19 protein-coding genes and 1 tRNA gene are annotated in these 22,797 nt (G+C 53.5%); 10 read left to right on the top strand and 10 right to left on the bottom strand.

Features of this window, described 5'->3' with window-relative positions; all coding sequences use genetic code 11:
• Window positions 1–58 precede the first annotated feature (58 nt).
• The 7 genes from C477_RS23415 to C477_RS05675 all read right to left on the bottom strand — a co-directional run bounded on the left by C477_RS23415 (window position 59) and on the right by C477_RS05675 (window position 4,859).
• Window positions 59–1,213: a hypothetical protein gene (locus C477_RS23415; RefSeq protein ID WP_152423280.1), complete on the bottom strand. Its 1,155-nt coding sequence runs from the start codon at window positions 1,211–1,213 to the stop codon at window positions 59–61.
• Window positions 1,214–1,255: 42 nt separating this feature from the next.
• Complete coding sequence (locus C477_RS05700; RefSeq protein ID WP_008893499.1) at window positions 1,256–1,531, bottom strand: hypothetical protein; 276 nt, start codon at window positions 1,529–1,531, stop codon at window positions 1,256–1,258.
• A 221-nt stretch (window positions 1,532–1,752) separates the two neighbouring features.
• Window positions 1,753–2,079, bottom strand: a complete 327-nt coding sequence (locus C477_RS25005; RefSeq protein ID WP_449404393.1) for a DUF7344 domain-containing protein — start codon at window positions 2,077–2,079, stop codon at window positions 1,753–1,755.
• Between the two features lie 249 nt (window positions 2,080–2,328).
• Window positions 2,329–3,024: a 7-cyano-7-deazaguanine synthase QueC gene (queC, locus tag C477_RS05690; RefSeq protein WP_008893497.1), complete on the bottom strand. Its 696-nt coding sequence runs from the start codon at window positions 3,022–3,024 to the stop codon at window positions 2,329–2,331.
• Window positions 3,021–3,629, bottom strand: a complete 609-nt coding sequence (gene folE, locus C477_RS05685; RefSeq protein WP_008893496.1) for a GTP cyclohydrolase I — start codon at window positions 3,627–3,629, stop codon at window positions 3,021–3,023. The genes queC and folE overlap by 4 nt, the downstream gene beginning before the upstream one ends.
• A gap of 1 nt (window position 3,630) precedes the next feature.
• Window positions 3,631–4,404, bottom strand: a complete 774-nt coding sequence (locus C477_RS05680; protein ID WP_008893495.1) for a 7-carboxy-7-deazaguanine synthase QueE — start codon at window positions 4,402–4,404, stop codon at window positions 3,631–3,633.
• Window positions 4,404–4,859 (bottom strand): 6-pyruvoyl trahydropterin synthase family protein, encoded by a 456-nt coding sequence (locus C477_RS05675; RefSeq protein WP_049914307.1) that lies wholly within the window; start codon window positions 4,857–4,859, stop codon window positions 4,404–4,406. Before C477_RS05675 ends, C477_RS05680 begins: the two co-directional genes overlap by 1 nt.
• A gap of 871 nt (window positions 4,860–5,730) precedes the next feature.
• On the opposite strand from C477_RS05675, the gene C477_RS05670 reads away from it, so the two are divergent.
• From C477_RS05670 to C477_RS05650, 5 genes are all read left to right on the top strand, one after another.
• Complete coding sequence (locus C477_RS05670) at window positions 5,731–8,634, top strand: DUF6884 domain-containing protein (protein ID WP_049914306.1); 2,904 nt, start codon at window positions 5,731–5,733, stop codon at window positions 8,632–8,634.
• Between the two features lie 141 nt (window positions 8,635–8,775).
• Window positions 8,776–9,810: a tRNA-guanine transglycosylase gene (locus tag C477_RS05665; RefSeq protein ID WP_083870249.1), complete on the top strand. Its 1,035-nt coding sequence runs from the start codon at window positions 8,776–8,778 to the stop codon at window positions 9,808–9,810.
• Complete coding sequence (locus C477_RS05660) at window positions 9,807–10,703, top strand: hypothetical protein (protein WP_008893490.1); 897 nt, start codon at window positions 9,807–9,809, stop codon at window positions 10,701–10,703. The genes C477_RS05665 and C477_RS05660 overlap by 4 nt, the downstream gene beginning before the upstream one ends.
• A complete protein-coding gene (locus tag C477_RS05655; RefSeq protein ID WP_008893489.1) occupies window positions 10,703–11,860 on the top strand; it encodes a BREX system ATP-binding domain-containing protein in 1,158 nt (385 codons plus the stop codon). The genes C477_RS05660 and C477_RS05655 overlap by 1 nt, the downstream gene beginning before the upstream one ends.
• Before the next feature lie 249 nt (window positions 11,861–12,109).
• The gene (locus C477_RS05650; protein WP_049914304.1) at window positions 12,110–12,493 is read left to right on the top strand and encodes a DUF7344 domain-containing protein; all 384 of its coding nucleotides are present in this window, start codon (window positions 12,110–12,112) and stop codon (window positions 12,491–12,493) included.
• Window positions 12,494–12,521: 28 nt separating this feature from the next.
• On the opposite strand, the gene C477_RS05645 is transcribed toward C477_RS05650, so the two are convergent.
• Window positions 12,522–13,034, bottom strand: coding sequence for a hypothetical protein (locus tag C477_RS05645; protein ID WP_152423279.1), 513 nt, complete (start codon window positions 13,032–13,034; stop codon window positions 12,522–12,524).
• A gap of 1,222 nt (window positions 13,035–14,256) precedes the next feature.
• On the opposite strand from C477_RS05645, the gene C477_RS05640 reads away from it, so the two are divergent.
• The 4 genes from C477_RS05640 (at window position 14,257) to C477_RS22795 (ending at window position 16,173) form a co-directional block, all read left to right on the top strand.
• The gene (locus C477_RS05640) at window positions 14,257–14,628 is read left to right on the top strand and encodes a hypothetical protein (RefSeq protein WP_008893487.1); all 372 of its coding nucleotides are present in this window, start codon (window positions 14,257–14,259) and stop codon (window positions 14,626–14,628) included.
• Window positions 14,628–14,972 carry a hypothetical protein gene (locus tag C477_RS05635; protein ID WP_008893486.1) on the top strand — a complete coding sequence of 115 codons (345 nt, stop codon included), beginning with the start codon at window positions 14,628–14,630 and terminating at the stop codon, window positions 14,970–14,972. The genes C477_RS05640 and C477_RS05635 overlap by 1 nt, the downstream gene beginning before the upstream one ends.
• A gap of 37 nt (window positions 14,973–15,009) precedes the next feature.
• Window positions 15,010–15,309 (top strand): hypothetical protein, encoded by a 300-nt coding sequence (locus tag C477_RS05630; protein ID WP_008893485.1) that lies wholly within the window; start codon window positions 15,010–15,012, stop codon window positions 15,307–15,309.
• Window positions 15,310–15,429: 120 nt separating this feature from the next.
• Window positions 15,430–16,173: a DUF429 domain-containing protein gene (locus C477_RS22795; RefSeq protein WP_083870248.1), complete on the top strand. Its 744-nt coding sequence runs from the start codon at window positions 15,430–15,432 to the stop codon at window positions 16,171–16,173.
• 32 nt (window positions 16,174–16,205) lie between these two features.
• On the opposite strand, the gene C477_RS05620 is transcribed toward C477_RS22795, so the two are convergent.
• Window positions 16,206–16,856: a hypothetical protein gene (locus tag C477_RS05620; RefSeq protein WP_008893483.1), complete on the bottom strand. Its 651-nt coding sequence runs from the start codon at window positions 16,854–16,856 to the stop codon at window positions 16,206–16,208.
• A gap of 384 nt (window positions 16,857–17,240) precedes the next feature.
• On the opposite strand from C477_RS05620, the gene C477_RS05615 reads away from it, so the two are divergent.
• Entirely contained in the window at window positions 17,241–22,034 is a 4,794-nt protein-coding gene (locus C477_RS05615) for a DEAD/DEAH box helicase (RefSeq protein WP_152423278.1), read from the top strand.
• A gap of 494 nt (window positions 22,035–22,528) precedes the next feature.
• Here the strand turns inward: C477_RS05615 and C477_RS05610 are convergent.
• Window positions 22,529–22,604: transfer RNA gene (locus C477_RS05610), tRNA-Cys, on the bottom strand.
• Window positions 22,605–22,797 lie beyond the last annotated feature (193 nt).

Below are 22,797 nucleotides of genomic sequence, written 5' to 3'. Positions count from 1 at the left end.
GGTCATTCGAGTGAGATATTGTTGGTCTCGGTCATAAGTAGATAAAGCCTTTCCCCGACTACTCCCACGTTTTTCTCTGTCGCTGGAAGTACCGAGATGTAGACACCTCGTCCTTTTTGCTGATAACACCTGTATTGGCCAATCGTTCTAGAACTGCCTTGATTTCTGATTGCTCCGTTCCCAATTGAACATCACGAGGGAGTTCATCGTGTATCTCGGCAGGAGTTCGAGGTTTCTCCGAGAGGATTAACTGGATTTCATCTCGGAGATTGATTTCTGCATCCTCTATCGAATCGTCGACATCCATAGATGGTTCATCGGGATGAAGCGATCGGGTTATCTGTTCTACCCAATCCCCGATTACGTTGTGAAGGGCATAGTCGCCAGATTGGTCCACATACCACTCAAAATCAGCAAAATCGATGCTCATTACTTGATAAGTAGCTATCCCCGCTTGGTTCTGTTCGACACGACCCATGAATTCTTCACCGACTTCCTGGACGTGATCTGAGGTCCCACGAAACATACGGTAGACCTCGTCGACCTGTCTAAACCGACGAGACACGCGCTCATAATGCTCGTCGTCTTCGATATAAGGTAGTGGAAGTAATGATGTATCGACATATGCGCGGTCAAACTCAGTCAGGTATTCGAATACTTCCTCCGCGTCAATGTTCCAGTATTCACCGATCACGAAGGCGTAGTCTTCATCCAGTTCAGTAGCTTTTCCACTAGGAATATGTTCGGCGATGTGAGGGAACGTATCGACATACTCGTCCAGTCCCAATAGAGAAAACATCAACGTTGGATCGACAACACGGGCGAAGAATGGGATTGTTTGGAGAGTATAATAGAGTGACCTCCCATCACTGTCGACACCACGTATCACACCGTGCCGCTCCTCAAGAAGGTTCAGTTTGAAATTCTCGTTCGTAAAGTCGTCTGACCCACGTCGGCGATACTTATGGAGTACACGTCGAACATCAGCGGGTTGTACGCTAAAGTGGTTCGCCAATTCTTCGATAGTGTATTGACTTTGCTCCAGTTGATCCAACACTAATTGGTCGAGAGAGCCTTCAAATATCCGAACCGCAGGCTTTCCCTCTGGTAGTTCCTTTAGCAACTGGTCAGTAGTCGCAACGCGCTTGTTATGAACCAAGCGTCGTTGTTTGGTTTCGGAGAGGGAGTAGAAATCGACATTATCAGCATACATATTGATGGCTAACTCTCGCTGACAAATATTTCTGTTCCTGTCTTACTCGCACCAGCAGCGTACTGGTCCTGTGTTCCCCTCCTCCCCCTCTGATGCGATGTCACAGACAAAGGCCTCGCCGTCAGGATACATAATGAACCGATCTTCGTCGATATTCTCGACTGAATCCACATCTTCAATCTTCCAATCAGCGTCCTCACCGCCGTCCCACGTGTAGTAATCGTTCTCCCCCTCTACTGCGAAGTCCAGCATTCCGGTCCCGCTACCGATGATATGCTCAACCCGATCTAGTCGGGTCGGTTGCGTGATTCTAGCCATGAATCACTCTCATTCGGCTACGATAATCAATGTCCGCCACTTCAGAGAAGAGTGCCACCGATCGAGTTGGCAGTTCCCAAGCATCCCAGGTGGAGGACGACGGGCACTTCCACCACCACGCATCCCACTACGCGGCGCTTCGTCGTCCGACTGGACAAACGGGAGAGACAATCATAGATATTCGCAGGCTATATCCCTTGGTTTAGCATCAGGTTCTGTGGTTAGACAACCCTCCCAGTCGAGAGGACGAACTGCACGAGTGTCGTGAGGACAATATACCGTTCAATCGACTCTTCTACCGTCACTGTCTTTCGCCGTTCGTCGTACTGAATGAGGCCCCGCTGGTCTATTTTCGGCAGATGCGTCTGTATCAACCCGTTGTACGCGGATTCGTAATCAGCAGTCCCGACGTTTCTAGGTGGACTCCCTGTTTCGACGCCTCGGATGACACGTGCTAAGTGGCGCACCTCAATAGTGGTCCCCGGCTCGAACAGAGCGAGGTACTGTAGTGTGAGCAAACGTCGTCGGTTACCGAGGAAATTGAGCACGTCAGCGACACCCGGAGAGTCACTATCAACTGCGCTCAAAGGGACCACCTCTTCCTCGAAGCTTCCGGCGGCAACGATGCGACACGACCGTCGAATTTTTGCGAATCGTCGTCGTTAGTACACATGCTGTCTATTCAGGCAGCGCGGGGTCGGTGCTTCCACCACCGGGCCCACTCTTCGTGGACCACCCGCGTCAAGGAATATTAGCGGTGGAGCCGACTTAACCGTAGGTAAATCGGCTCAGCGGCGTTACGATTCAATATAGGCTGGACGCTCGGCATATTCAATCGGGTCTCGCTCGCCCAGGTTCTGGAATGCCTGGAGGCGGAACGCACACGCGTCGCACGTGCCACACGCCGGTGTTTCATCGCGGTAGCAGCTCCAGGTATGTTCGTAGGGAACATCAAGTTCGAGGCCGCGTTCAGCGATGTCCGTCTTCGAAGCCTCGACGAACGGCGCTTCGATGCTGATCTTGGTCTCTGGTTTCGTACCGACGTCGACGACCTGCTGGAATGCCTCGAAGAACTCTGGCCGGCAGTCAGGATACCCAGAGAAGTCCTCGCTGTGCGCACCGATGAACACGGCCTCACAGTCGTTGGCTTCCGCATACGACGTCGCCATTGACAGGAGGTTCGCGTTCCGGAACGGCACGTAGCTTGAGGGGATCTCGTCACTATCCATGTCCGCATCCTCGACATCCATCTCGTCGTCAGTAAGACTCGACGCGCCGATTTTTGAGAGGTGGTCCGTCGTCAAGTGGAGGAAGTCGGCGGCGCCGAAGGCCTTGGCCTGAGCCTTTGCACACTCGTACTCCTTCGTCTCTGTTTGCTGTCCGTAGGACGTGTGCAGCATGTACAACTCGTAACCAGCATCCTGAGCGACAGCCGCTGCCGTTGCACTATCCATCCCTCCGGATGCCAGAATGACCGCCCTCTTCTCACTCATTGTTGATCCTCCGTACGGTTGACCGCTGCTTGGAACCGCTCGCGTTCGGCCTCACTTGGTTCACCGATGGTCGCTCTGGTGGTGGTCGTACTCTCGGTTTCGATGCCGCGCATCGCTTCACAAAGGTGCGTCGCGTTCATTTCTACGAGAACCGTGCCTGCGTCGAGTTCCTCTTGGAGACCCGACGCAATGTCGTTCGTCAACCGTTCCTGCATCGTGAGTTGCCGTGACTGCCAGCGGACGTACCGCGTTAACTTGGAAAGCCCCACCACTTCGTCGGTCGGCCTGTACGCGAGGTGTACCGTACCGAAGAACGGTAGTAGGTGGTGCTCACACAGGGAGTATACGGGAATCCCCGTTTTCACCACTAAGTCAGTTGTCTCGGCATCGAAGGTGCGCATCGTCGGCTTCGCGGTCTCCCGTTGGCCTTCAGTGAGTGTTGCGAATGCGTCCGGAACGCGTCGCTGCCAAGTCTCAGCGAGCGCATCGCTGTCCGGATCTTCGCCGACAGCCTCCAGCAGGAGTCGAACACCTCGCTGGGCCTTCTCGTGGTCGATGTCCGATTCAGTGTCTTCCGTCGTAAGTTGCGAGTGCGTGCTCGTCATGTTATGTTTCGGGAGCGTCGTTCCACAAATCGACGTGCAACCGCGGCGTGTACCGGTAGCCGTATTCCATCGCGAGGTCAGCGACCTCGTTCCGTCTTGCGTCGACTTCATCCCGGGTCGTTCCCTCCGGCATCAGTAGCACGTCGGAGTCTGGAATGCGACTTGCTGCTGTCGAGCGGATGTCGGCGAGGAGGGATTCAATCTCGGGCAAGTCGTCGGGACCAGTGACGACGAACTTGAGTTGAGTGTCGTAGTCGTCGACGAGCGCACCGAGCGCATCGAAGTCGATGCGACGGTCCTTGTGACGATCTGCCCACTCGCCGTCTCCCTTGGGGTCTTTCTCGGCAGTGGGTGTACTAGATGCGAGTTTCGGGCTAATGCTTGCTAGGTCGATCGGTGCGTCGCGATGGATGGTACCGTTGGTTTCAACGGTGGTGTGGTAGCCGAGATCGTCGAGGCGCTCGAGGAGAGTGACCGCTTCGTCATGGATGAGCGGTTCACCACCAGTGAGGACGACGTGATCGGCGTCGCCATGTGACTGGATCCCCTCGATAATGTCGTTGATGCTCATGGTGCCGTGGGTGGGCTCCCAGGAAGTGTGGTAAGAGTCACAGAACCAACATCGGAGATTACAGCCGCTCGTACGGACGAATACTGACGGAGTTCCTGTGAGTTTGCCCTCGCCCTGAAGCGAATAAAAGAGTTCGTTGATCGGCAGCGCTGCGCCGTCGACATCATCCGCTGTTTGATCGTCGGCAGTGGAACTGACGGGCATTAGTGAGTTCCCCCGGCACAGAGTTCCGATGTCTCTCGAACGGTCACCGAAATGTCTGAGACCGAGTCAGGGAGCGCCTCGGAGAGTTTCTGCTCAAGGAGGAGACTCATCACTTCTGCGGTCGGAGGATGTTCGAGAACGATGAGTGAATCACTGTCTCCGCTTTTCTCGAAGGCCTCAATGAGAGGGTCCCCCTGTTCGAGAAGAAATCGGTGGTCCCATTCCGATATTACCCGTGTAATATTTCCTTTGTCAACGACCCAACCTTCCTCAGTAAGCGCCCCCGTTATCTCTACCGAAATTTCGTAGTTATGACCGTGCGGCCGACTACACTTGCCATCATGGTGAAGCAATCTATGGCCTGTGCTGATGCGAATCGGGTTGTCCTTTCCTACGACTAGCATTCGCTCATCGCGCTCAGCGAGATTAGAGATCGATTCTGGGTCGGAGTGCATATTAAACAGGCTCTCGCAGTATTCACTAAGTATTATCGGTAGCATACTCCCAGATGGTCAAATCTCTGGGGAATTTATATTGTAGTTGCCATATTAATGCCAAAAGTGGCGGAAATCTCGTCAGTTAGGTACATAGAGACAATCCAACCGGATTGGGATGATCTTCCGCTGGCTTGCGAGTTGCTTGAGCTACGGCATCGTGAGCCGAGCGAGGATTTGAGGACCTTAGCTCTAAACAGAGGTGTCGTAGGGGCCAGAAAAGTTCAGCACGTGACTCGACTTCTGCACCTACTCGAACTATTGGAAGACGGTGAGCTGACTGACCGAGGTCGATGGCTGGCCGAAGCGTATGAACCCGCTATGCAGCAGAGTCGACCAAGAGCAACGCTAGGTATCGGGGTGAAGGATTCACTCTCACGTCGTGAGCAGGCTCTCCTCTGGATGGTTATTTATCACGAACACCGTCTGCCAATGCTGGCGGTTCTCCACCAACTTTCTGTCGAGACCGTTCCCGTTACACAAGACTCACCGGCAGCACAGAGACTCGCAGAGCGAATCAATCATCTCTATCCCGGTGTCGATAGTGAGAGTTCCTGGGTGCCGCGTGCAAAAGTCCACTACAAGTGGCTAGTTCACTTGGGATTCGCGAAGGTTCGCTCAAACAGTTACGTACTGACAAGTAATGGTGACAGTGTCCTTGAGCAAGTTGAGGCAGAGTGCCCAGACCATTGGGATTCTATACAGATCCACACAGGCCCGACACTGTCGGACTTCGGTTAGAGAGTGCCATATACCAGCATAGCTCTGAGTGAGGTACTTCAAACGGATTTATAGGATGCCCACCCATCCCTACTACTGGTGACTATCTAACGTGCGGTTCTACGTTCCCGAGTGGGACGACGCAGTCGACGCCCACTACGATTTTGAGCACGACGAACTCTCTACGCTGGACCGTCAAGAACGCGATTTGGATTATATATGGGATATTTTCGATCCAGAAACAACACCAGTCGATGGGGTTCTCATCTCCCGAGAGCAGGTCGAAGAAACTGACCGTAAAGCCGAAAGACTCGCGAAACACGGCGTCTACGACGACCCAGTTCTTTCTGTCCCGAATTGGCTCCCCACGATCAGTGACTGCGGGGCTTGGGGCTACAAATCACTCCCCTTCCCGCCGTACGGGAACGAAGATATGCTTGGCTTCTACGAGACGCTGGACGTTACTGTCGGCGTCACAATCGACCATCTCGTCCTCGGTTCGGGCAAGGACAGGGGGCGACTCTACCTTGATGAACGAGCGTTCGACGAAGAACTCAGCAAAAGCGATGTCCCTGATGCCATCGCCGATGTCGTCGACGTAATGGTCGATGAATGGCCGGAAGAATGGCCCTCATACGTCGACGAGTATGAGCCGACGATTCGTACCGGTTCGGACACAGATGTTGAGTCGTTTGTTGCAGAGGACTTCCAAGGAGATATTGACACAGTTCTAGCTCGTCTCGCAGAGGATCCACGTGCGGTCTACCGTAAACACGACGCCGAGTTCCGCTACGACCTGACGCTGCGGAACGCCCAAGAGATGTATGATCTCTACCAGCGTCGTGACTACCCATTCCGATTGATGGTTGCCATCCAGGGCTGGAACCCCGCCACATACAGTAAGGCTGCTGAGGAGGTGCTTGATATTGGCTACGACTACCTCGGAATTGGGGGCGTTGCAGGTAGTCCAACTCACGACGTCCGTGGAATCGTTAAGAGCGTCGGAAAGACGATCAAGCAGTTCGAACGGGAACACAACACACGTATCGACTCACACGTCTTCGGCTTCGCGAAGACTGAGGCGTTCGAGACGATCGGTCGCTCGGGGATGACTAGTTTCGACAGCGCCAGTATGCTTCGTTCGGCGTGGACGGGTGGACAGAACTATCGCCTTGATAACGGCGAACGCTACGATGCCATTCGAGTTCGCTATCCATCGAGCCGAGACGATCTCGACGAAGCTGTCGAGAAATCCCTACGCGGTCGTGAAACACTGGTAGCGCTCCGAGCATACGATGCAGGAGATTCGATTCGTGATGCTCTCGAGAGTTGGTACGAGCGGGCCGAGAAGGTGCTACCAGCGACTAGAGAATACCTGCGGGAACACCGCCACGAGGACCAGTACGACGAGTCACTCCTACAGGACATAGAAAGAGCGTTCCGAGAGGATTTCGAGTATGGCCGTGAGCTTCAGGCGAGCTTCAGCGATAATCTACGTAGTAAGCTAGTCAAGCTCCTGCGGAAAGATACCTCGGCTGCCCCAGTACCGTTCGAGGAATACGACGAACTGCTTAGCACGGCGGTAGACGTATTCGAGGCGTTCCCACACGCGAAGACCGTTTTGGACGAGCCGTATGTCGTCAGTGACTATGACCGAGTCTGGGCGATTGTCAGGGATTATGCTACTTGGATCGGTGACGACGACCTGCTCCAAGAGTATCAAGACACCCTTCGAAGTCGTCCGTGGGAGAAATGTGACTGTCCAATCTGTAGAGAGCATGGTATCGAGGTTTGCATCTTCCGAGGGAACGATCGAAATCGGAGACGAGGGTTCCACAACACACGTCGCTTCTACGATGAATTCGAAGAAGACCTTCCGAAGATCCTCGTCGCGACCCAGGGTGATGCGGCCCTCAGTGGCTACGAAACTGTTGAAGACTATCTGTGCGACAAACACTCCTCGTTCTGGGCCCAGACACACGACCTTCCGGTCGCAGAGATTGGTGTACTAGATGCGAACGGCGTGAGTGAGTGGTGGGAAGAAACCCCGTCGCTCGTCTCGTTCGCCCCAGACCGTATGGCAGCAAACGTCAGCGAACAAGCAGCGAGGTACCAACACCTCTTCGTACACACATTGGACGGCGAGCTTGACGAAGAAGCCATAGCGGCTGCTCGTGAAAACGGTTGCGAGGTTCACACCAATAGCAACCCCCGAGAGTTGCGAGATCAAATACTCGAGGTCTGCGGGCAGAACTATGCCGCCAGTGACGACTTCGTGCCTCATCCACCTGAGATCGATACCGAGAACGGATTGGACATCCTTGTCATCGACCAGTGTTCAGGATCGAAGGAGGTACCAGACGACGCGCCCACCTTCGGTGAGGAGGAAACTCTTCAGTTCTCTCGCGAGGACCTCCTCGCTCGTGATAATGTGCCGGGTATCGCGGCACGGGACCTGTACACTGGACGCCAGCAAAATCACGTCAAGAGTGCAGTTAGATGGCTCATGCGCCAAGGCCACGATGTCGATCGCTACTTCGTGAGTGCAGGATTTGGCCTTGTCGCAGAAGACGAGTATCTCCCACCCTACGACGTAACGTTCAGCTCAATGAATGTTAGCGATATTAGAGAGCGATCTGCGAAACTCAACATTCAAAAAGACCTACGACGCCTCCTCCAAGATGCCGACTACGATGTCGTCTTCTTTACCCTCGGGAAGGACTACTACACCAGCATCAATATCGACGAGATGGTTCAGGAAGTGCGTTCCGACCGGATTGGTGTGGTGTTCAACCGCGAACTTGTCGAAGACCAGTTTGACAATATCGAATCCATCCCCGCCCGGACAGAGGACGCAAAAGAACATGGCACGATCGTTATTGGACTCAAGGGACACTATATGAAGAACTTCGCTCGATACATCGGCAGCGTCGATACTCTTCGACCGGAAACTATCGAAGAACTGTGTCGGCGAGTAGAGGAAGTACCACCACAAGCGGAATTCGAGTCTGAATGATCTTCCACTACCAGATGGAATCATCCGTGTTCTTTCGATCCTAAGAATTGTTCTCCTGTTCCGAGGATATGTTTCAGATGAGTGATTAGATCATATCGCCCCATTCACTAAATAAGAGGACAGCCTATCCGAGCGGGAGGCATGTTGTATCGACGCCGGAAACTCGACCTCCCCCGAGGGGAACTAGACACCCCTGTTCTCTTTCCCGTCCGAAACATCGGGAAGCGGTCGAGTGACAATACACCGACGTACGTCGGCACGATTCCAGAGTTCTCGGCAGCGATGATCAACGCGAGGTCAATCCGCAACCGAGACCCAATGTGGCAGAGAATATCGAATGGTGTAACGTTACGAGAGGAAATGGACGTCCCCGAGGACACTATCGTTTTTGCTGACAGTGGTGGGTTCGATTTCGCCAACGAAGAAGTGGACACTACCCCAGTAAAAACGCTTGAGACCCAGAGTCAATTGGACGCGGACATCCTCGGTACAGTCGACATTCCTCTCTCAAAGGACAACCGGGCAGCAGAAAATCAACGACGAATCGACCAAAGCATCGAGTACGCACTCAAAGCGAGCGACCACCACGATGGAGATGGACTTCTCTTCGCGAGTGTCCACGGTTACGATCCAGAGACGATTCGGAATAACATACAATACCTGGAGAAGAACGGCGAATTCGATGGGTATGCCCTCGGAAGTATGGTTCCGATACGAACCGATTATAAAAAAGTAACAAAACTGATACTGTCTGCACGAAACGCGACAGACAAGCACCTGCACGTGTACGGGCTCGGGGGTCTCGTCTATCAACCACTTCTGCTCTACTTGGGGGTCGACAGTTTCGACTCTTCGGCCTTCATCCGCAGTGCAGGCAACCGGAACTACTTGATTCCGGGCTTTGGTGGGGAAGAACTGCGGAATATTGAGGAATTAGACAGGCTCCCCTGTCCCTGCCCAGTGTGTGGACAAAGGGAACTTGACGAGATTCGTGAAGACCGAACTGCCCTGACCCAGCATAACCTCTGGGCACTTGCGACCGAACTGCGTCGCTTCCGGTATGTCGCCGAATCTGGTCGAGACATCGAGGAGTATCTCGACTTGCGCTTCAGTGGGAACGAGGTTACCAAGCGCGCATACGAAACCGCCAAGCAACAGGTGCGGAGGCTCACATGAGCGACGAGAGGCCGACTGTAAGGCCAGTCACTCTCAGCCGGATGGCTGAACTGACCCACGCCTGTGAAGGAGTCAGCAGGTCCACTGAGGATCTCGAAGACGAATTGGACGTCAGTCACCGCCGTGCGCGTGAAACGATCCTCGAAGCGAAGCGCATCTCCTTGCTCGAGGAAGATGACTCTGGCGAGGAACCAGTCTACACGACGACTGATGTTGGTTTGTCGTTCCTCAGTGCGATTCGTGACGAAGATTGGCATCAAGTGAGCACAATCCTCGAGACACGAAGCCCACATTACGGAACCTTCATCGAGGTTCTCGGAGACCTCGAAAACGCTGGTTTAGACACACTCCTGGCTCAGTTAGAAGAGGCTCGAGAATTCAGCCCATATTCGTATAACCAAACGAGTGTGGAGGTGCTCGGTGATTGGGCTGAGCGGCTGGGTCGGGTCCAACGAAACGCGTTCACGGGAAACTACTACTTGACAGATCAGGCGGCGATACCCACTAACTTCCACTACCTGCTCTTGGGCGTGTACGACGACCTCGAAGAAAGAGCGGGCGTCGACCTGCGCCAGCGCTACCTGTCGATTCCACGTCTCCGCGAGGAGACTTGTGAACGACTCGGCTGCACTCGTGATGATTTCAACCAAGCGCTGCTCGATCTCTGCCAACAGAATGTCGGTAAACTCGAGCTATCGGGGGCACCGATGGATACGGCTGCAAAGGATGCCACCCTCGGTATCAAGCGTATTGCGCTCTCCGAAGAGGACGGTTTAGTTAGCACTTCGCAGTCCACTCAGCAGGTCATGGCCGGTGTCGAACAGTACGGTAAGAAATACTACTACCTCGCGGTGCACGACCGCGACATCGAATACACACAGGAGGCTACATAATGTCCGACGCATTCACGATCACCGACGAGCAGCAAGACTACTCACAGTACGACTTGAACGCGAACCCCTTTCCGTACAGTCCAGTACCTTCCGAAGATCCCGAGATATACTGTGGCCAGCAGCACGTCTCGGATAAGATTAGCTCGACAGTCTCGTCGATGCTCTCTACCGGCAAGTCCAAGCACCTGGTAGTCACGGGGAAGTACGGCAACGGAAAGTCACACACGCTCAAGTATACCCGTTCACTCCTCCGCGACCGCGATGACGTCGTCGTAGGATACGTTGCCCAGCCTGGCGAAGGATTCCTCGACATCTACCACGAATTCATCTACGATCTGGGCTTCAACCGACTCCAAGAGCTCGCGTACGAGTTCCTTGCATCGGTGGCGAGAGATGTCACCGAGACGAACCCTATCGGTGCTAGTGCAATGGAGTCGCTGATAGACGACGGCGACGTGCTGCTCTCGGAAATTGTCCCCGAGGCAATTCGCCGCCTCAGCGATGTGACGAAGTTCGCCGACTTTGCGCGTGCCATCATCCACATGGTGTACGAAGACACGAATCTCTACGCATGGCAGTGGCTCACCGCAGAGGGGATTCGATACGAACAGCGCAAGGAGATGGAAATTCACAGCGCACTCGACGACGACACGATGGGTGTTCGGGCCTTCACTGCACTCAAAAATATGCTGCTCGAACTCGGCTATACCGGTATTTTCGTCTTCGTCGACGAGTTCGAGAGCATCGCACGGCTCTCTCCCAAGGACGAGCAGGCGACGCTCAACAGCATCCGACACCTGATGGACCAGAACAGTTCGGGCCTCTGCATGCTGTTCGGCTGTGCTCCCGAAGTCTGGCAGGATGTCATGAGCGAGTATCACGCGTTCTCTGAGCGCATCGGCGAGGAAGTGGCTCTGAAGCCTCTCACGAACGACCATCTGAACGATCTTGTGTCGAACTACCTCAGACGAGAGCGTAACGGATCGAACGAGGGTTCTTCGATAGCCCCGTTTACTGATGAAGGGTTGGACGAGATTCTACAACGTTCGCAGGGTAATGTCCGCCAAGCACTCGCTATCTGTAGCCGAGTTTTAGATGCTGCTGTTGAGGAGAACCAAGAGATGGTCACTCCCGAGTTCGTTCAAGAGTCGATGTGAATGAAAACGCCGAGGACTGAGCGAACATCCAACTAGTTATGGGGTTTCTTCCCCTCAAAACTACTCGACCGCGTCGAGTACAGGGCCGCCTCGAAAGAGGCGATACACCCACGCTAGGCCCGTGGGTGCTCTGACCTCGATGCGGTCAGACCAACCCGACCGCATGATCCGATACGTTCCCACGCGTTCTGAATCCTACGCTCGCTGGACGCATCGTAATCAGAAGACAACCAGAGAGGAGGACCCTCGATGACGTCTGATGATGAAGACGAACAACACGGCACCAAGCCGTTTAGAGAGGGGCGCCAACATTTCGACGATAGTGCTGTGGTGATCTCGGAGAGGGCCAAATTGTGGACTAACCCTCGTCGCCAGCACGTCGTACTGCAAGTATTAGCTGCTCCGAACAGGGAGATGTCGCTCAAAGCCCTTGCGCAGAATATTCGAGACCATATCGATGAATTCTCGGATCAAGATCCGGATTACGACGACGTTCGACAGACGCTGCGCCGACGTCATCTTCCCCGCCTCGCGAAACACGATGTCGTCAGGTTCGAGGACAATACGATCTGTCCCGGTCCAGAGTTCGGGGCAGCAGTAGAGCAGTTAGTTCGCAACGACCCCCGGATCTAACGACAGCGCAGGACACCGAACGCAGTCACTAGACATCCAGCGCTAACGATCGACCTTGTTTTTCAGCACCGCAGGCGTGGGCGATGTCTTCCAGTGTCGCATCGGAAGGTAGGCATGATGGGGGAATCCAAGCGGCGAACCCGCGAACACCCTCAAGAGTCTCGTCGATCTGGACCCGTCCTTCTGAACCCGGCCCACGCCAGCGGAGGTTCGCATGGGTCAGGTGCTCAAGAACAATGATTATAGCCGGAAGGAGGTGATTGCATATTCTCCTGTCGTTGTCCATTTCTAAATCTTCTGCGAGCAATATCTCGTCTGAAACGGCCTCAGTGATTGCTTCCGCGGCAAATTCGATCTCCTTGAACTCTGTGTCTGCGAGGTTCCGGTACACTTCCATCGATTTCGGAGTCAACGTATCTACTTTATTGAGTCTCTGCAACTCGTCCAGATCGACCCGATCACCTGATAGAAACACCACGACACCCTGTTTGTGCTCATTTGCACGCCCGAAGGATACCCGACCAAGAGACCTCGCAGTCATGACGGCTGACGGGATATGTGCTCGCGATAAATATTGAGCAGTTGGGCGACGCAGGTGTGCTGGGTGAGCATCGCCCCTTGCAACTCGCTCAGCCGCAGATTCCAATCTGTGGAGGACCTCTTTGTCGACCTGATTTGCGTGACTCATCTCTTCTACCATGAGGTCACTTATCGTTCGGTAAAAACCTGAGCACCCCCTAAGCAAACGTCCGAAAATTCTCATTCGGACTAGCAGGGAGAGGATTCTCGAGACCCTCAAACAGACCATACATAGACGCGTGTGAGTATATGCTTCAGCCGAAACAGGTACATCCAAGCTATGACTGAATACTGATAGAATTGCGATCGTGGTTCATCTGAGAATGAGCCAACTGGCGTCTGAACACCACCACCACGATCTTTTGCCTCTGGTATTGCCTTAATGGCGTGAGCCCCGGGTAACTTACGGACTCTATCCCACCCTCACGCCTTGTGGTATCTGTGGTATCGCTCTGCTAAGAGTAGGAAACTGTGGTAACGGGTCATAGAAAGTGTGAGAGAATTTCCCCATCTATCCGAATCCAATCTCACAGATTCTAAGCGCCGAATAGAACCCAAACAAATCCATATACCTTCTTTTCTACCAATTGAGTTCGATTATTTCATTCTCTCGCTAGTATACCTTCTCGGGATGATGTTTTTGTGTGCAATTTGCCCACAGCAGGTTGAAAACCGGCAGACGGTGTTTCGATCCCCAAATAAGAATAGTGATATGACCTATCTCTGCACAAAATAGTAATATATACTAAAGGTAGGGTCGTGATTTCTGTAATTCAAACTATTGTTTTGCGCACAATCTGCACACACGGATAACAAGACCGGGAGACTGGACCTAGTCCAAATTATAAAAAATAGAATTTGTACACCATAATAGAACAAACTATATTTAGTTGTCATTTACCTGCTCAGCAGAGGGGCCCCGACAGGAAACACCAGAGAGATACATGATTCCTATTTTACTATTTTGTAGCTCAACAGTGAGTAAGTACGTCCCTCCAAAGTCGTGGTCGAAGGTGATCGAGTTCTGTTGACGCCACCAGATTTCGGAACGGTGTTATTGTATCGTTGCGAGGTATAGGATCGGTATGCAGTCGATTGGGTACTGTGGGCGCCGCTGTTAATTCCATTTCACCTACTAACAGTAGTAGAGGATCGATTTCGATACTCCACTACAATCACTGACAATGACACAGGTAACGCAATCACCAACCCCCGACGAGCGACAGTACGATTATCCAAAGGCGAAGATATACTCCGTCTTGGGCGATACCGAACACCGGATCATCCTACGAGTTCTTGCGGATGCCGATGAGCCGCTATCGCTCGAGGAACTCACTCGTGCGACACTCCTTGACGAGGAATTTGATCGGGAAATCAGTGCATCGGTGCTGAGGGGCCTGATGTTGGATATTTTCCTTCCCGTTTTAGAGACTTCCGACGTTATCGAGGCCGACACAGGTTACAACAAGATCGGACCAGGGGCCCATCTCGAAGCGTACCTTGAGATAGCTACAGCTGTCGACGAACTCTACGACAGGCACTTCGGAGGTCGCTGATGCTTGCGACGCCTGTCGGACTCTACGAGTTGTCGGATGTCCACCTTGATGTGGACGAGTTCGGGATCAACATCGACGATCCGGTCGTTCTAATCGGGACACGATCTACCGGTGCAACCCGACGCAAGCGAGGGACAAAGACGGTGGTCGAACTCGGCCCCGTCCGCTATCCCGCATCAATCTTCCAAGGAGACGGTTGTGACGCCCTCGACAGCTCAAACGATATGTTGTATGGTTCTGTCGTGGTGTCAGAGGACGACCTCACAGACGATGCGGTCTCCGCTCTTCGAGAGAGTGGTGGTTCAGTGTTTTCCGATGTCACTGATCCAAATGCGCTCTACTGACTTCAGACCAGATTTTCGATCGTGAGCGTCTGTCAACATGGGCATCAAAGAATTTGCTTCAACCGTCGATAGCGTATTCGACCGATTCAAGGTGGCGAAGAGCCCTCTTTCCGACTGGAATCGGCCGCTGGACGAACTGTTCAACGATCCGATTGTGGTCATTCATTGGTCCGCCGCGTCCGAGGAAGAGATACCGGACATCTCCCCGGTCCTAAAGCTTGCTGCACGGGAAGACATGATCCTCGTCAATCGGACTCTTGAATATATGGAGGACGACGAAAGTTCGACCAAGGCGCCACAACTGAGCGAGCACTTGGAGTTCGAACATCGTCCGTGACTGCTGTCGGTCAAGGAGTTTCCTCTGCGAACTTCAAGAGTCTGGTCGTAAGGAGGGTACACCTAAATCGACTCTGTATAGACCATTTGAATAATCAATCTAGAGAAAAATTCGGTTTGTATGGGCACGTTCGTCGGTGTAGATTGGGGCGGGAAGAGATGGGTAACTGCCGAAGAACGCGATAGCAAGCTCAGTTTTGCGACTGAACCCTCTTTTCAAGCGGTGTGCGATAGGCATAGCGACGCCGATCTGCTCCTTGTGGACATACCGATCGGGCTTCCTGGGGAATCAGACATGAGTCCCAGAGACTGTGACCAAGCAGCACGCGAACTCGTTCATCCATCGCAAAAGAGGTCTGTTTTCGATGTGCCAGCGCGTCAAGCGGTACAAGCTGCAACCTACGAGAGTGCCCGTGAACAGAATCTCAAAGTGGTAGGGGACGATATTGGTCCACAAACGTGGGGCATCATGGAGCGGATTCACGAAGTCGATCTCTTCATGCGTGAATCATCCCCGAACATCACTGTTCGGGAGAGCCATCCAGAGGTCTGTTTTGCTACTCTCTCAGAATCTGGGCCGGTTATGTCCAACAAGAACGATAGCGAGGGAATGGAGAGACGGTTATCGATCTTAGAAGCTGTGTCTCCTTCATATCGGAACGCCTTCCAAGGGCTGGAAGAGGAGGTCAACTCAAAGGCTGCTTGGAAGCGACGAATCGGTGTGGGGATGCTAGATGACGTCGTTGATGCGCTTGTACTCGCCGCGACTGCGCGAGAGTGTGCTGACCACGGGATAGAGGTCTTAGGTGGCCAAACTGATAGTAAAGGCTTGCCGATGGAGATTGTCTATCCGTCCTACGAGTGAACAGAACTCCAAACTTCAGTTCTAGAACACCGTCATTCGACTTTTACGAACAGATAACGGAAATCGTCGCTCTCCTCAGGGTCCGATGGGATGTCGTAGTCATAGTTTCGCCAGTCTAGCTCGTACGTCTCATTTAATTTGATCGGCTGATCACGCTTCTTTCCAACCGTACCAGCACCGACATCTTCAGCCCACGATAACTCGCCTTCCAGTATCTTCCCGTCATTGAGACGGAACTCGTAATCGACAACATCGTCTCGAGTTGGTGGCTGCCAGTACAAATGGTCATTTGTCAGGAGCACGACGGCGCCGTAACTGCACTCCTCAGCAGCTACGGCGGTCTCAACCCGTGCGATGTCACTAATGAAGTCATAGCGAGCAACATCCTGTGCTGAGTGCCGGCGAAGATCGAACGATTCGTCACCCCATTCTCCACGAAAAGTGTCGGGCTTATACTTGAGTTCGATCGGGATGGCATCCCCATCGAGTTCTAACCAAATGTCGATATAGACGTCTTCTGTTAAACCCGGAAACTTTTCTCCTGGAAAGCGCCTTTCTAATCGCAATCGAGCGTCTGGGTACTGCTGGTGAATGTGCCAGGCTAATGCATGCTGGAAATCTGCTTCGTGATGGAAAACTCGATTCAGTTCCTCGATCGACTCTACAACGTTTCCGGCCGACATACGGCTCATGCAACAAAGTGAATGCACAAATTCTTTCTCCGGAGTTTCAACAGAGCCCAGTGAGACATCAAAAGTTGCGACAGACGCTCCAACGCATACAATACTATTTCAATCTCGGCATTGACCACTTGCACATCTTCGTTTGCGATGGAGTGATCGGGGTTTGGTTTGAATACCCGGTTCGGAAGCGTTTGCTCGAGTCGTCGGATTCGAATAGCGTACCGGCGTAGCCACGATTCAGAAGTGACGCAGATCACTCGCTCGGGAACGAAGATCCACTAGCAGTTGCCGCCTGAAGGCGGGGCCTGTATGACTCGCCGATTATGTAAACTATTGTCCATATCTAATGCATCATTAAGGGCTATCGTGTAGAATGTGGGCGCAGTGCAACCTGCCACCACCCTCCGGTCGGAACTTGGTCCGATCAGTCCAACCGCGCTTGGTTCATTCGTTAAGCTTGAACGATGTGGTCAATTTCTGGGCTGGAAGTACCTCGCAGAGGATCTCCTTGAGGAAGATAGTCCCTTCGACGAATCCCTGCTTAGTCCTCTATACTCTGAGACAGGAACACAGTTCGAAGTCGAAGAACTACGCGCACTTCTCGACCAGCGCCGTGTCGACGAAATGATCGGCTCGAAAGATGAGACACCGGACGACATCCCACTCGATGATACATGGGGGGAGGCTACTGGCGACGCAGCGGGACTTTCGGATACGGCACTCGATCTGATGGTCGAGAAGGTACGAAAGGCGCACGAAGAATCAGGTGACTACACCGTAGTTTGTTTCCAGCCAACACTCGAGGGCACCCTGGGTGCTTGGGATGTTGGGGGGAAGGCGGACATCATCGTCATCAGGCCGGCGCGTTCAACCCGAAATGAATCTGGTGAGGTCGTCGTCGATATTCTTGAGGTGAAGGCCTCACGGGACGAACAGACCCACCATCGAATTCAGGCGGCCTGCTACAGCAAACTCATTCGCAATGCGCTCTCCAATGCAACGGAACTGTCTGACAATACAACGTTCCGTGGTCGTGTCGTCACGCGATCTAATGCTATCTCCGAGATGGGTTACCAGAACGTTGAGGGCTTTGATCTTCAACCAACCGAAACAGACGTGCAGATGCTTTTACAGCGGGCAGGACGCCTCGACAGAACCCTATTCGAGTCTGAGGGAGACGACCTCGATCTAGAGGCTGTCACGGCTGTCGATGCCTGGGAAATGACAAACCGGATGTCGCGACGATGTGCCGGTTGTGAATTTCACGATGTCTGTTACACGCGCGCTGTCCAAGAAGATCGCCCCGAATTACTAGGGTTCCCCGAGGGCACCCAAGAGGACCTCGCCGAGGTTGGTGTCGAGACGTTACGTGACTTGGGTGATCTAGTTGAATATGACGACAGGGGGTACGTCAGTCCGACCAACAGGGCGAACGAGGAGGTCACGATCGCTGACGAAGATGGATTCGAACGAGTGAGAGATGATGTCGGTCTTAAAGATTTAGAGCGGTACTCCATCGCAGCGGATGTCTTTTCCGGAGAGGGAGCTCGTGACCGCCCCTACCATCGATCGATGATACCGGACAGCGGCTACAATCTGCCCGCTGGCGAGCCAGCACATCCAAACCTTCCTGACTCGATGATCTCTTATCCAGATCGATCTCTCATTCGTGTCTATCTCTTCATACAGGAAGACAACATTCGCGAACGTCTGGTTCTTCTAGGCGGATATGTGACGAATCATCGCACTGAAGAGCGTCGTTATGTGTCCGCAATCAGTGACGGACTGCCCGGCGCTCAGCCAGGAGAAGAGGCCTCTGACGCGAAGGACGATGCCGAAGAGGAGCTGATCCAGCGATTCTTACGGGGGGACGAAGACAGAGACGGCCTCGTTGACGCAATCCAGGCGGTCGCACCAGACGGAATCGCGGACGAACTGGATGATGACGACTACGGTTCACAACTGGATGAACCCGGATTCGTCCACCTTTACCTCTACAGCCCTGCCCAGCGACAGGCGCTTACTCGTGCGGTGAAGCGGCACGTCGAAGACGGTGGCGACGAGTTTGAGGCACTACGGACACTACTTGGATTGCGAACAGAAATCGGTCAACAGGATATTGACCAAGAAATGGTATCCGTTCTTCAGGAGGAGTTTGTTACGCGCCACCTCTTACGATTCCTTGGATTCGGCATCGTACAAACAGTCGAGCAGTTCGAACGGCCGGATCCAGATTTCGATGACGGGCCACCAGGATACCGAACATGGGGACCACGAAGATTTTCCTGGCAACACGAGGTCGACGGTGAACCTGTTGAACTTCCGCTGGCGCCGTTGTTCGACGAGCACCTCTTCGAAAACGTAGTCAGTTACAATCAAGGTAACCGGGTATCGTTCGACCTCGACTCTGGACTGGAGCTAACGGAAGTCGGGGAAAATTATGAAGACCAGTTCCCGTTCGCTCATCGTCACACGGACGACATCCCACTTGAGTATATCTGGGGTGCCTTCGATGAACTAACGCCCGACTGGATCGAACCAGAGTCCTTCGACGACACGGAGAAGGGGCAAGAACTCCAGGAATTGATTCATCGGTTCCGATGGACCGGCGATGGTGAGGGGGAGGGCAGACGGTTCGAACCCCGACATCTTCGTGCCCTCGCCGAAAAGATGGCAGAGGCCGTTGAACACATTGAGGCGTCGATTGTCGAGTGGCATAAGAGTTCGACCGTCCCAAAGCAGGCGCTTCCGCTTGATCAATTACTAGAACTGGAGTTCGACGAACCCGAACTGGCGCTGACATCGCGGGAGTATATGGATCTAGAACATGGGGCACGAGACCGGCAACTGCGCCGCGATTGGCGACAATCGATTCCCTACCGGGTCTCTGAGGGGAATTCTGTTCTCTTCCGCTGTACGAGCACGCCGGAACCAGATGACGAAACAAATGAAATTGAAGGAGAGCTCTGGGAACCCGGAGCGGACGACGTGACGCATACGGAAAGTAGTATTTCAGAGGGGGACTGGGTTGTAATGACGCCGGTTAGCGACGATCAGCATCCACCGATTGAAAACGAGGAGGCGGTCGGCAAGGCGAGCGACATCGCCCGGATGCCGCTAGTCCATGTTGTCGAAATTGAGGACGGACAGATTACCGTCGCAGCCCCTTGGAACGATTGGGATAGGTGGCCCCGCTCCTACCACGACTACCTCCATAATCATCACCGATATGTCTCGCGCGCAGAAGCTGGGCCGGACGCCCCACGGTTTCAGGAAATCGACGGCGACGCAAATCAGATCGTCATTGACGAAGGGGCATCGTTCATCCTCGATGAGGCTCACGACGACGTTGTAAGCTATCACTGTTCTCGAGCCCTTGGTCGGAGCGACAACAATCATGTCCTCCACTGGTTGAATGACCTCCTGACTGGTGACCGGGAAGAGATGAACACTGAGTTTTGCAATCAGAACCTGATTGAAGGGAATCCCGAACCAGACAATGGACCAGGGAGTTTCATCGAAACCCAGTTTGTGGAGGCAGAATCCATCGATAACACACCGAACGAACCACAGCAGCGGTTCATCCGAGAGGTAGACAATCACCTCGTCGTAGTTCAAGGCCCCCCAGGAACAGGAAAGACAAGCTACACGACGACACCGGCGGTGCTCGGCCGTGCTTACGCGTTCGAGCAGAAAGATCGGTCGTTCAGTAGTGCGGTATCTGCGCTCTCTCACGATGCCGTCGATGAGGTATTTTCGAACGTGCGAGCGGTGGCAGAGGATTGTCGAGATGAGGACTGCTTCCAGCAGATGAAACTCGTGCGTGTTCGACCAAGTGATCTTCCCGACGATGCTCAACCATACGACGAGAGGGCAGACGACCAACTTGTAGAGCACATTGCTTACCACCACGACGATGGTGCTCAGCGACTCCGTGACCTCTACGATGAGTTCGTCCTCAACGAGCAAAGTACGACGCAATTCATAATCTTCGGTCCCCCGACTTCCATCAGGGGCGCAGTCGATAAGATCGCACCACTCCACATCGACATTGACGAACTGGAGCGTGACGGTGACTGGGACCCAACAGTATGGGAACTACTCGAGTTGGAGCGGGGCGACCTCTTCGATTTGGCTGTTGTCGACGAGGCGAGCATGATGAGTCTTCCGCAGTTATTCCTTGTTGGTGCGTTCCTTCGGGACTCTGGTCAACTGCTACTCGCGGGAGATCACCGTCAGATGCAACCAATTCGCGCCCACGGGTGGGAGGAAGAAACCCGAGAGACTATCGAGGAAACAGTTCCCTTCCTGTCCGCTCTCGATTTCATCAGGTTCCTTAAGGGGGACATCGAGGAGATGGACTTCATCGAAAGAGAATCGCCATCTCTTGACGAAGGGTTAGGTACTGACGAGCAAGAACAGGCAGTGCTGCCAATCTATCCATTGGACCAATCCTTCCGTCTTCCGGAACCGGTCGCGGCACTCCTAACGGACCTATTTTATGACCAAGATGGAATTGAGCTCGGCGGTCTTGATGACCGAGACCCGATTCCCGAAGGGGACTGTGACTCAGCAGTCGTCGAGGAACTCACCGCTCCAGATCAGTGGATCTCGGTTTTAATCCACTCGGGTGATCGTGATGAGCGGACAAGCGAAATCGAAAGTTCGCTTGCGGAAGAAGTCGTCAATGCGTTCGATGTCGTCGAGTCGGACGACGAAGACATCGAAAACGACCAAATATCCGCCGGAGTTGTTATACCGTTCACGGCACAACGCGATCTGCTACAAGGGGAACTTGATGACGCAGTCCAAGCCCAAACAGTCGAGAAGTTCCAGGGTGGAGAACGGGACCTCATCCTCATGTCGATGGTCGCCAGCGAACCCGGATACGTAAACCTACTCAGTGAGTTCCTCTTGAGTCCATATCGGTTCAACGTGGCCGCGAGTCGGATGAAACGGAAACTCATTATCGTCGCTTCAGAATCTATCTTCCAGACCTCGCATCCTGATGCGGATCGTTATGAGGACCAGCTTGCTTGGAAGCAGCTATATCAGCGAATCGGTGCGCTTGACGAAGACGTGGAGCCTGCGCTTGAAGGACCAGTTCAGGATATTAACTCTGACCTCGAAGAGGATGCCCGCTTTGAAATATATCATGCGGATCTGAACGAATATTAGTCCAGGAATCATTAGTGGCAGAAGTTCTGCCAAACAACAAGGGGAACTAAAACCGCCAACCGGAATTTAATACGGCTCAATTTCTAACTTGAAGACGTTCTCACGATAGATGTCTTCGATGTCGTCGTAGCACGTGTGGAGATACACGTCGATCGTTTCTCCGTAGTCGACTGCTGCGTCGCCGATCGCGTCTCCACGCATATACTTCCCGAGATACCCGGGAGCGAAGATTCGCTAACAGTTGCTGGTTAATGCAGAGCAACGAGGTAGGTTTCTCGACGAATTCCGCAGACGTACGCACTCACCGTCAGTTTCGAAGCCTACGGGTACGACGGCAAGGGCCACGGAACACCGTCGGAACTTTACGGGACGTCCTGAAGCGAAGAGAGAACACCGGCGACGACAGCAAGTGAAAACGGGTGCTGATTCGTCAATATCGCGCCGCAAAGACCCCAATAGGGAATGTCGTTTTGGGATTTGGGGTAACGGGTGTAAGCCAAGGGCCGGATTTGAACCGGCGGTAGGCGGCTCTGCAGGCCGCTGCGTTCGGCCGGACTCTGCCACCTTGGCGCGTTTGTCCCTTATCACTGCGGTCGTTTAAGCATAGCGGTACGGCACAGTCGTTACTGTGCGACAGTACCTGCGATAAATACGAGTAGCCCCGCACAGCCGGCGCTGTGCGGGGCGTGATGATGAAGTATGAGTGGATGGCGGCGAATCGGCTCTCCCAGAGGCTCGCGCACTCCAGTACTCACCGAAACGC

The organism is Haloterrigena salina JCM 13891, from assembly GCF_000337495.1.
Lineage (GTDB): Archaea > Halobacteriota > Halobacteria > Halobacteriales > Natrialbaceae > Haloterrigena > Haloterrigena salina.
Note: the sequence above shows the minus strand (reverse complement) of the source record. Positions and strands in the feature narration are given on the sequence as shown.

Bases quoted from the DNA above. Each gene is read 5' to 3' on its own strand.
- C477_RS22795 (WP_083870248.1), top strand. From the start codon at position 15,430: ATGGGCACGTTCGTCGGTGTAGATTGGGGCGGGAAGAGATGGGTAACT.
- C477_RS05640 (WP_008893487.1), top strand. From the start codon at position 14,257: ATGACACAGGTAACGCAATCACCAACCCCCGACGAGCGACAGTACGAT.
- C477_RS05700 (WP_008893499.1), bottom strand. From the start codon at position 1,531: ATGGCTAGAATCACGCAACCGACCCGACTAGATCGGGTTGAGCATATC.
- C477_RS05645 (WP_152423279.1), bottom strand. From the start codon at position 13,034: ATGACTGCGAGGTCTCTTGGTCGGGTATCCTTCGGGCGTGCAAATGAG.
- queC (WP_008893497.1), bottom strand. From the start codon at position 3,024: ATGAGTGAGAAGAGGGCGGTCATTCTGGCATCCGGAGGGATGGATAGT.
- C477_RS23415 (WP_152423280.1), bottom strand. From the start codon at position 1,213: ATGTATGCTGATAATGTCGATTTCTACTCCCTCTCCGAAACCAAACAA.
- C477_RS05675 (WP_049914307.1), bottom strand. From the start codon at position 4,859: ATGCACTCCGACCCAGAATCGATCTCTAATCTCGCTGAGCGCGATGAG.
- C477_RS05635 (WP_008893486.1), top strand. From the start codon at position 14,628: ATGCTTGCGACGCCTGTCGGACTCTACGAGTTGTCGGATGTCCACCTT.
- C477_RS05650 (WP_049914304.1), top strand. From the start codon at position 12,110: ATGACGTCTGATGATGAAGACGAACAACACGGCACCAAGCCGTTTAGA.
- C477_RS05660 (WP_008893490.1), top strand. From the start codon at position 9,807: ATGAGCGACGAGAGGCCGACTGTAAGGCCAGTCACTCTCAGCCGGATG.
- C477_RS05680 (WP_008893495.1), bottom strand. From the start codon at position 4,404: ATGCCCGTCAGTTCCACTGCCGACGATCAAACAGCGGATGATGTCGAC.
- C477_RS05630 (WP_008893485.1), top strand. From the start codon at position 15,010: ATGGGCATCAAAGAATTTGCTTCAACCGTCGATAGCGTATTCGACCGA.
- C477_RS05665 (WP_083870249.1), top strand. From the start codon at position 8,776: ATGTTGTATCGACGCCGGAAACTCGACCTCCCCCGAGGGGAACTAGAC.
- C477_RS05655 (WP_008893489.1), top strand. From the start codon at position 10,703: ATGTCCGACGCATTCACGATCACCGACGAGCAGCAAGACTACTCACAG.
- folE (WP_008893496.1), bottom strand. From the start codon at position 3,629: ATGACGAGCACGCACTCGCAACTTACGACGGAAGACACTGAATCGGAC.
- C477_RS05620 (WP_008893483.1), bottom strand. From the start codon at position 16,856: ATGTCGGCCGGAAACGTTGTAGAGTCGATCGAGGAACTGAATCGAGTT.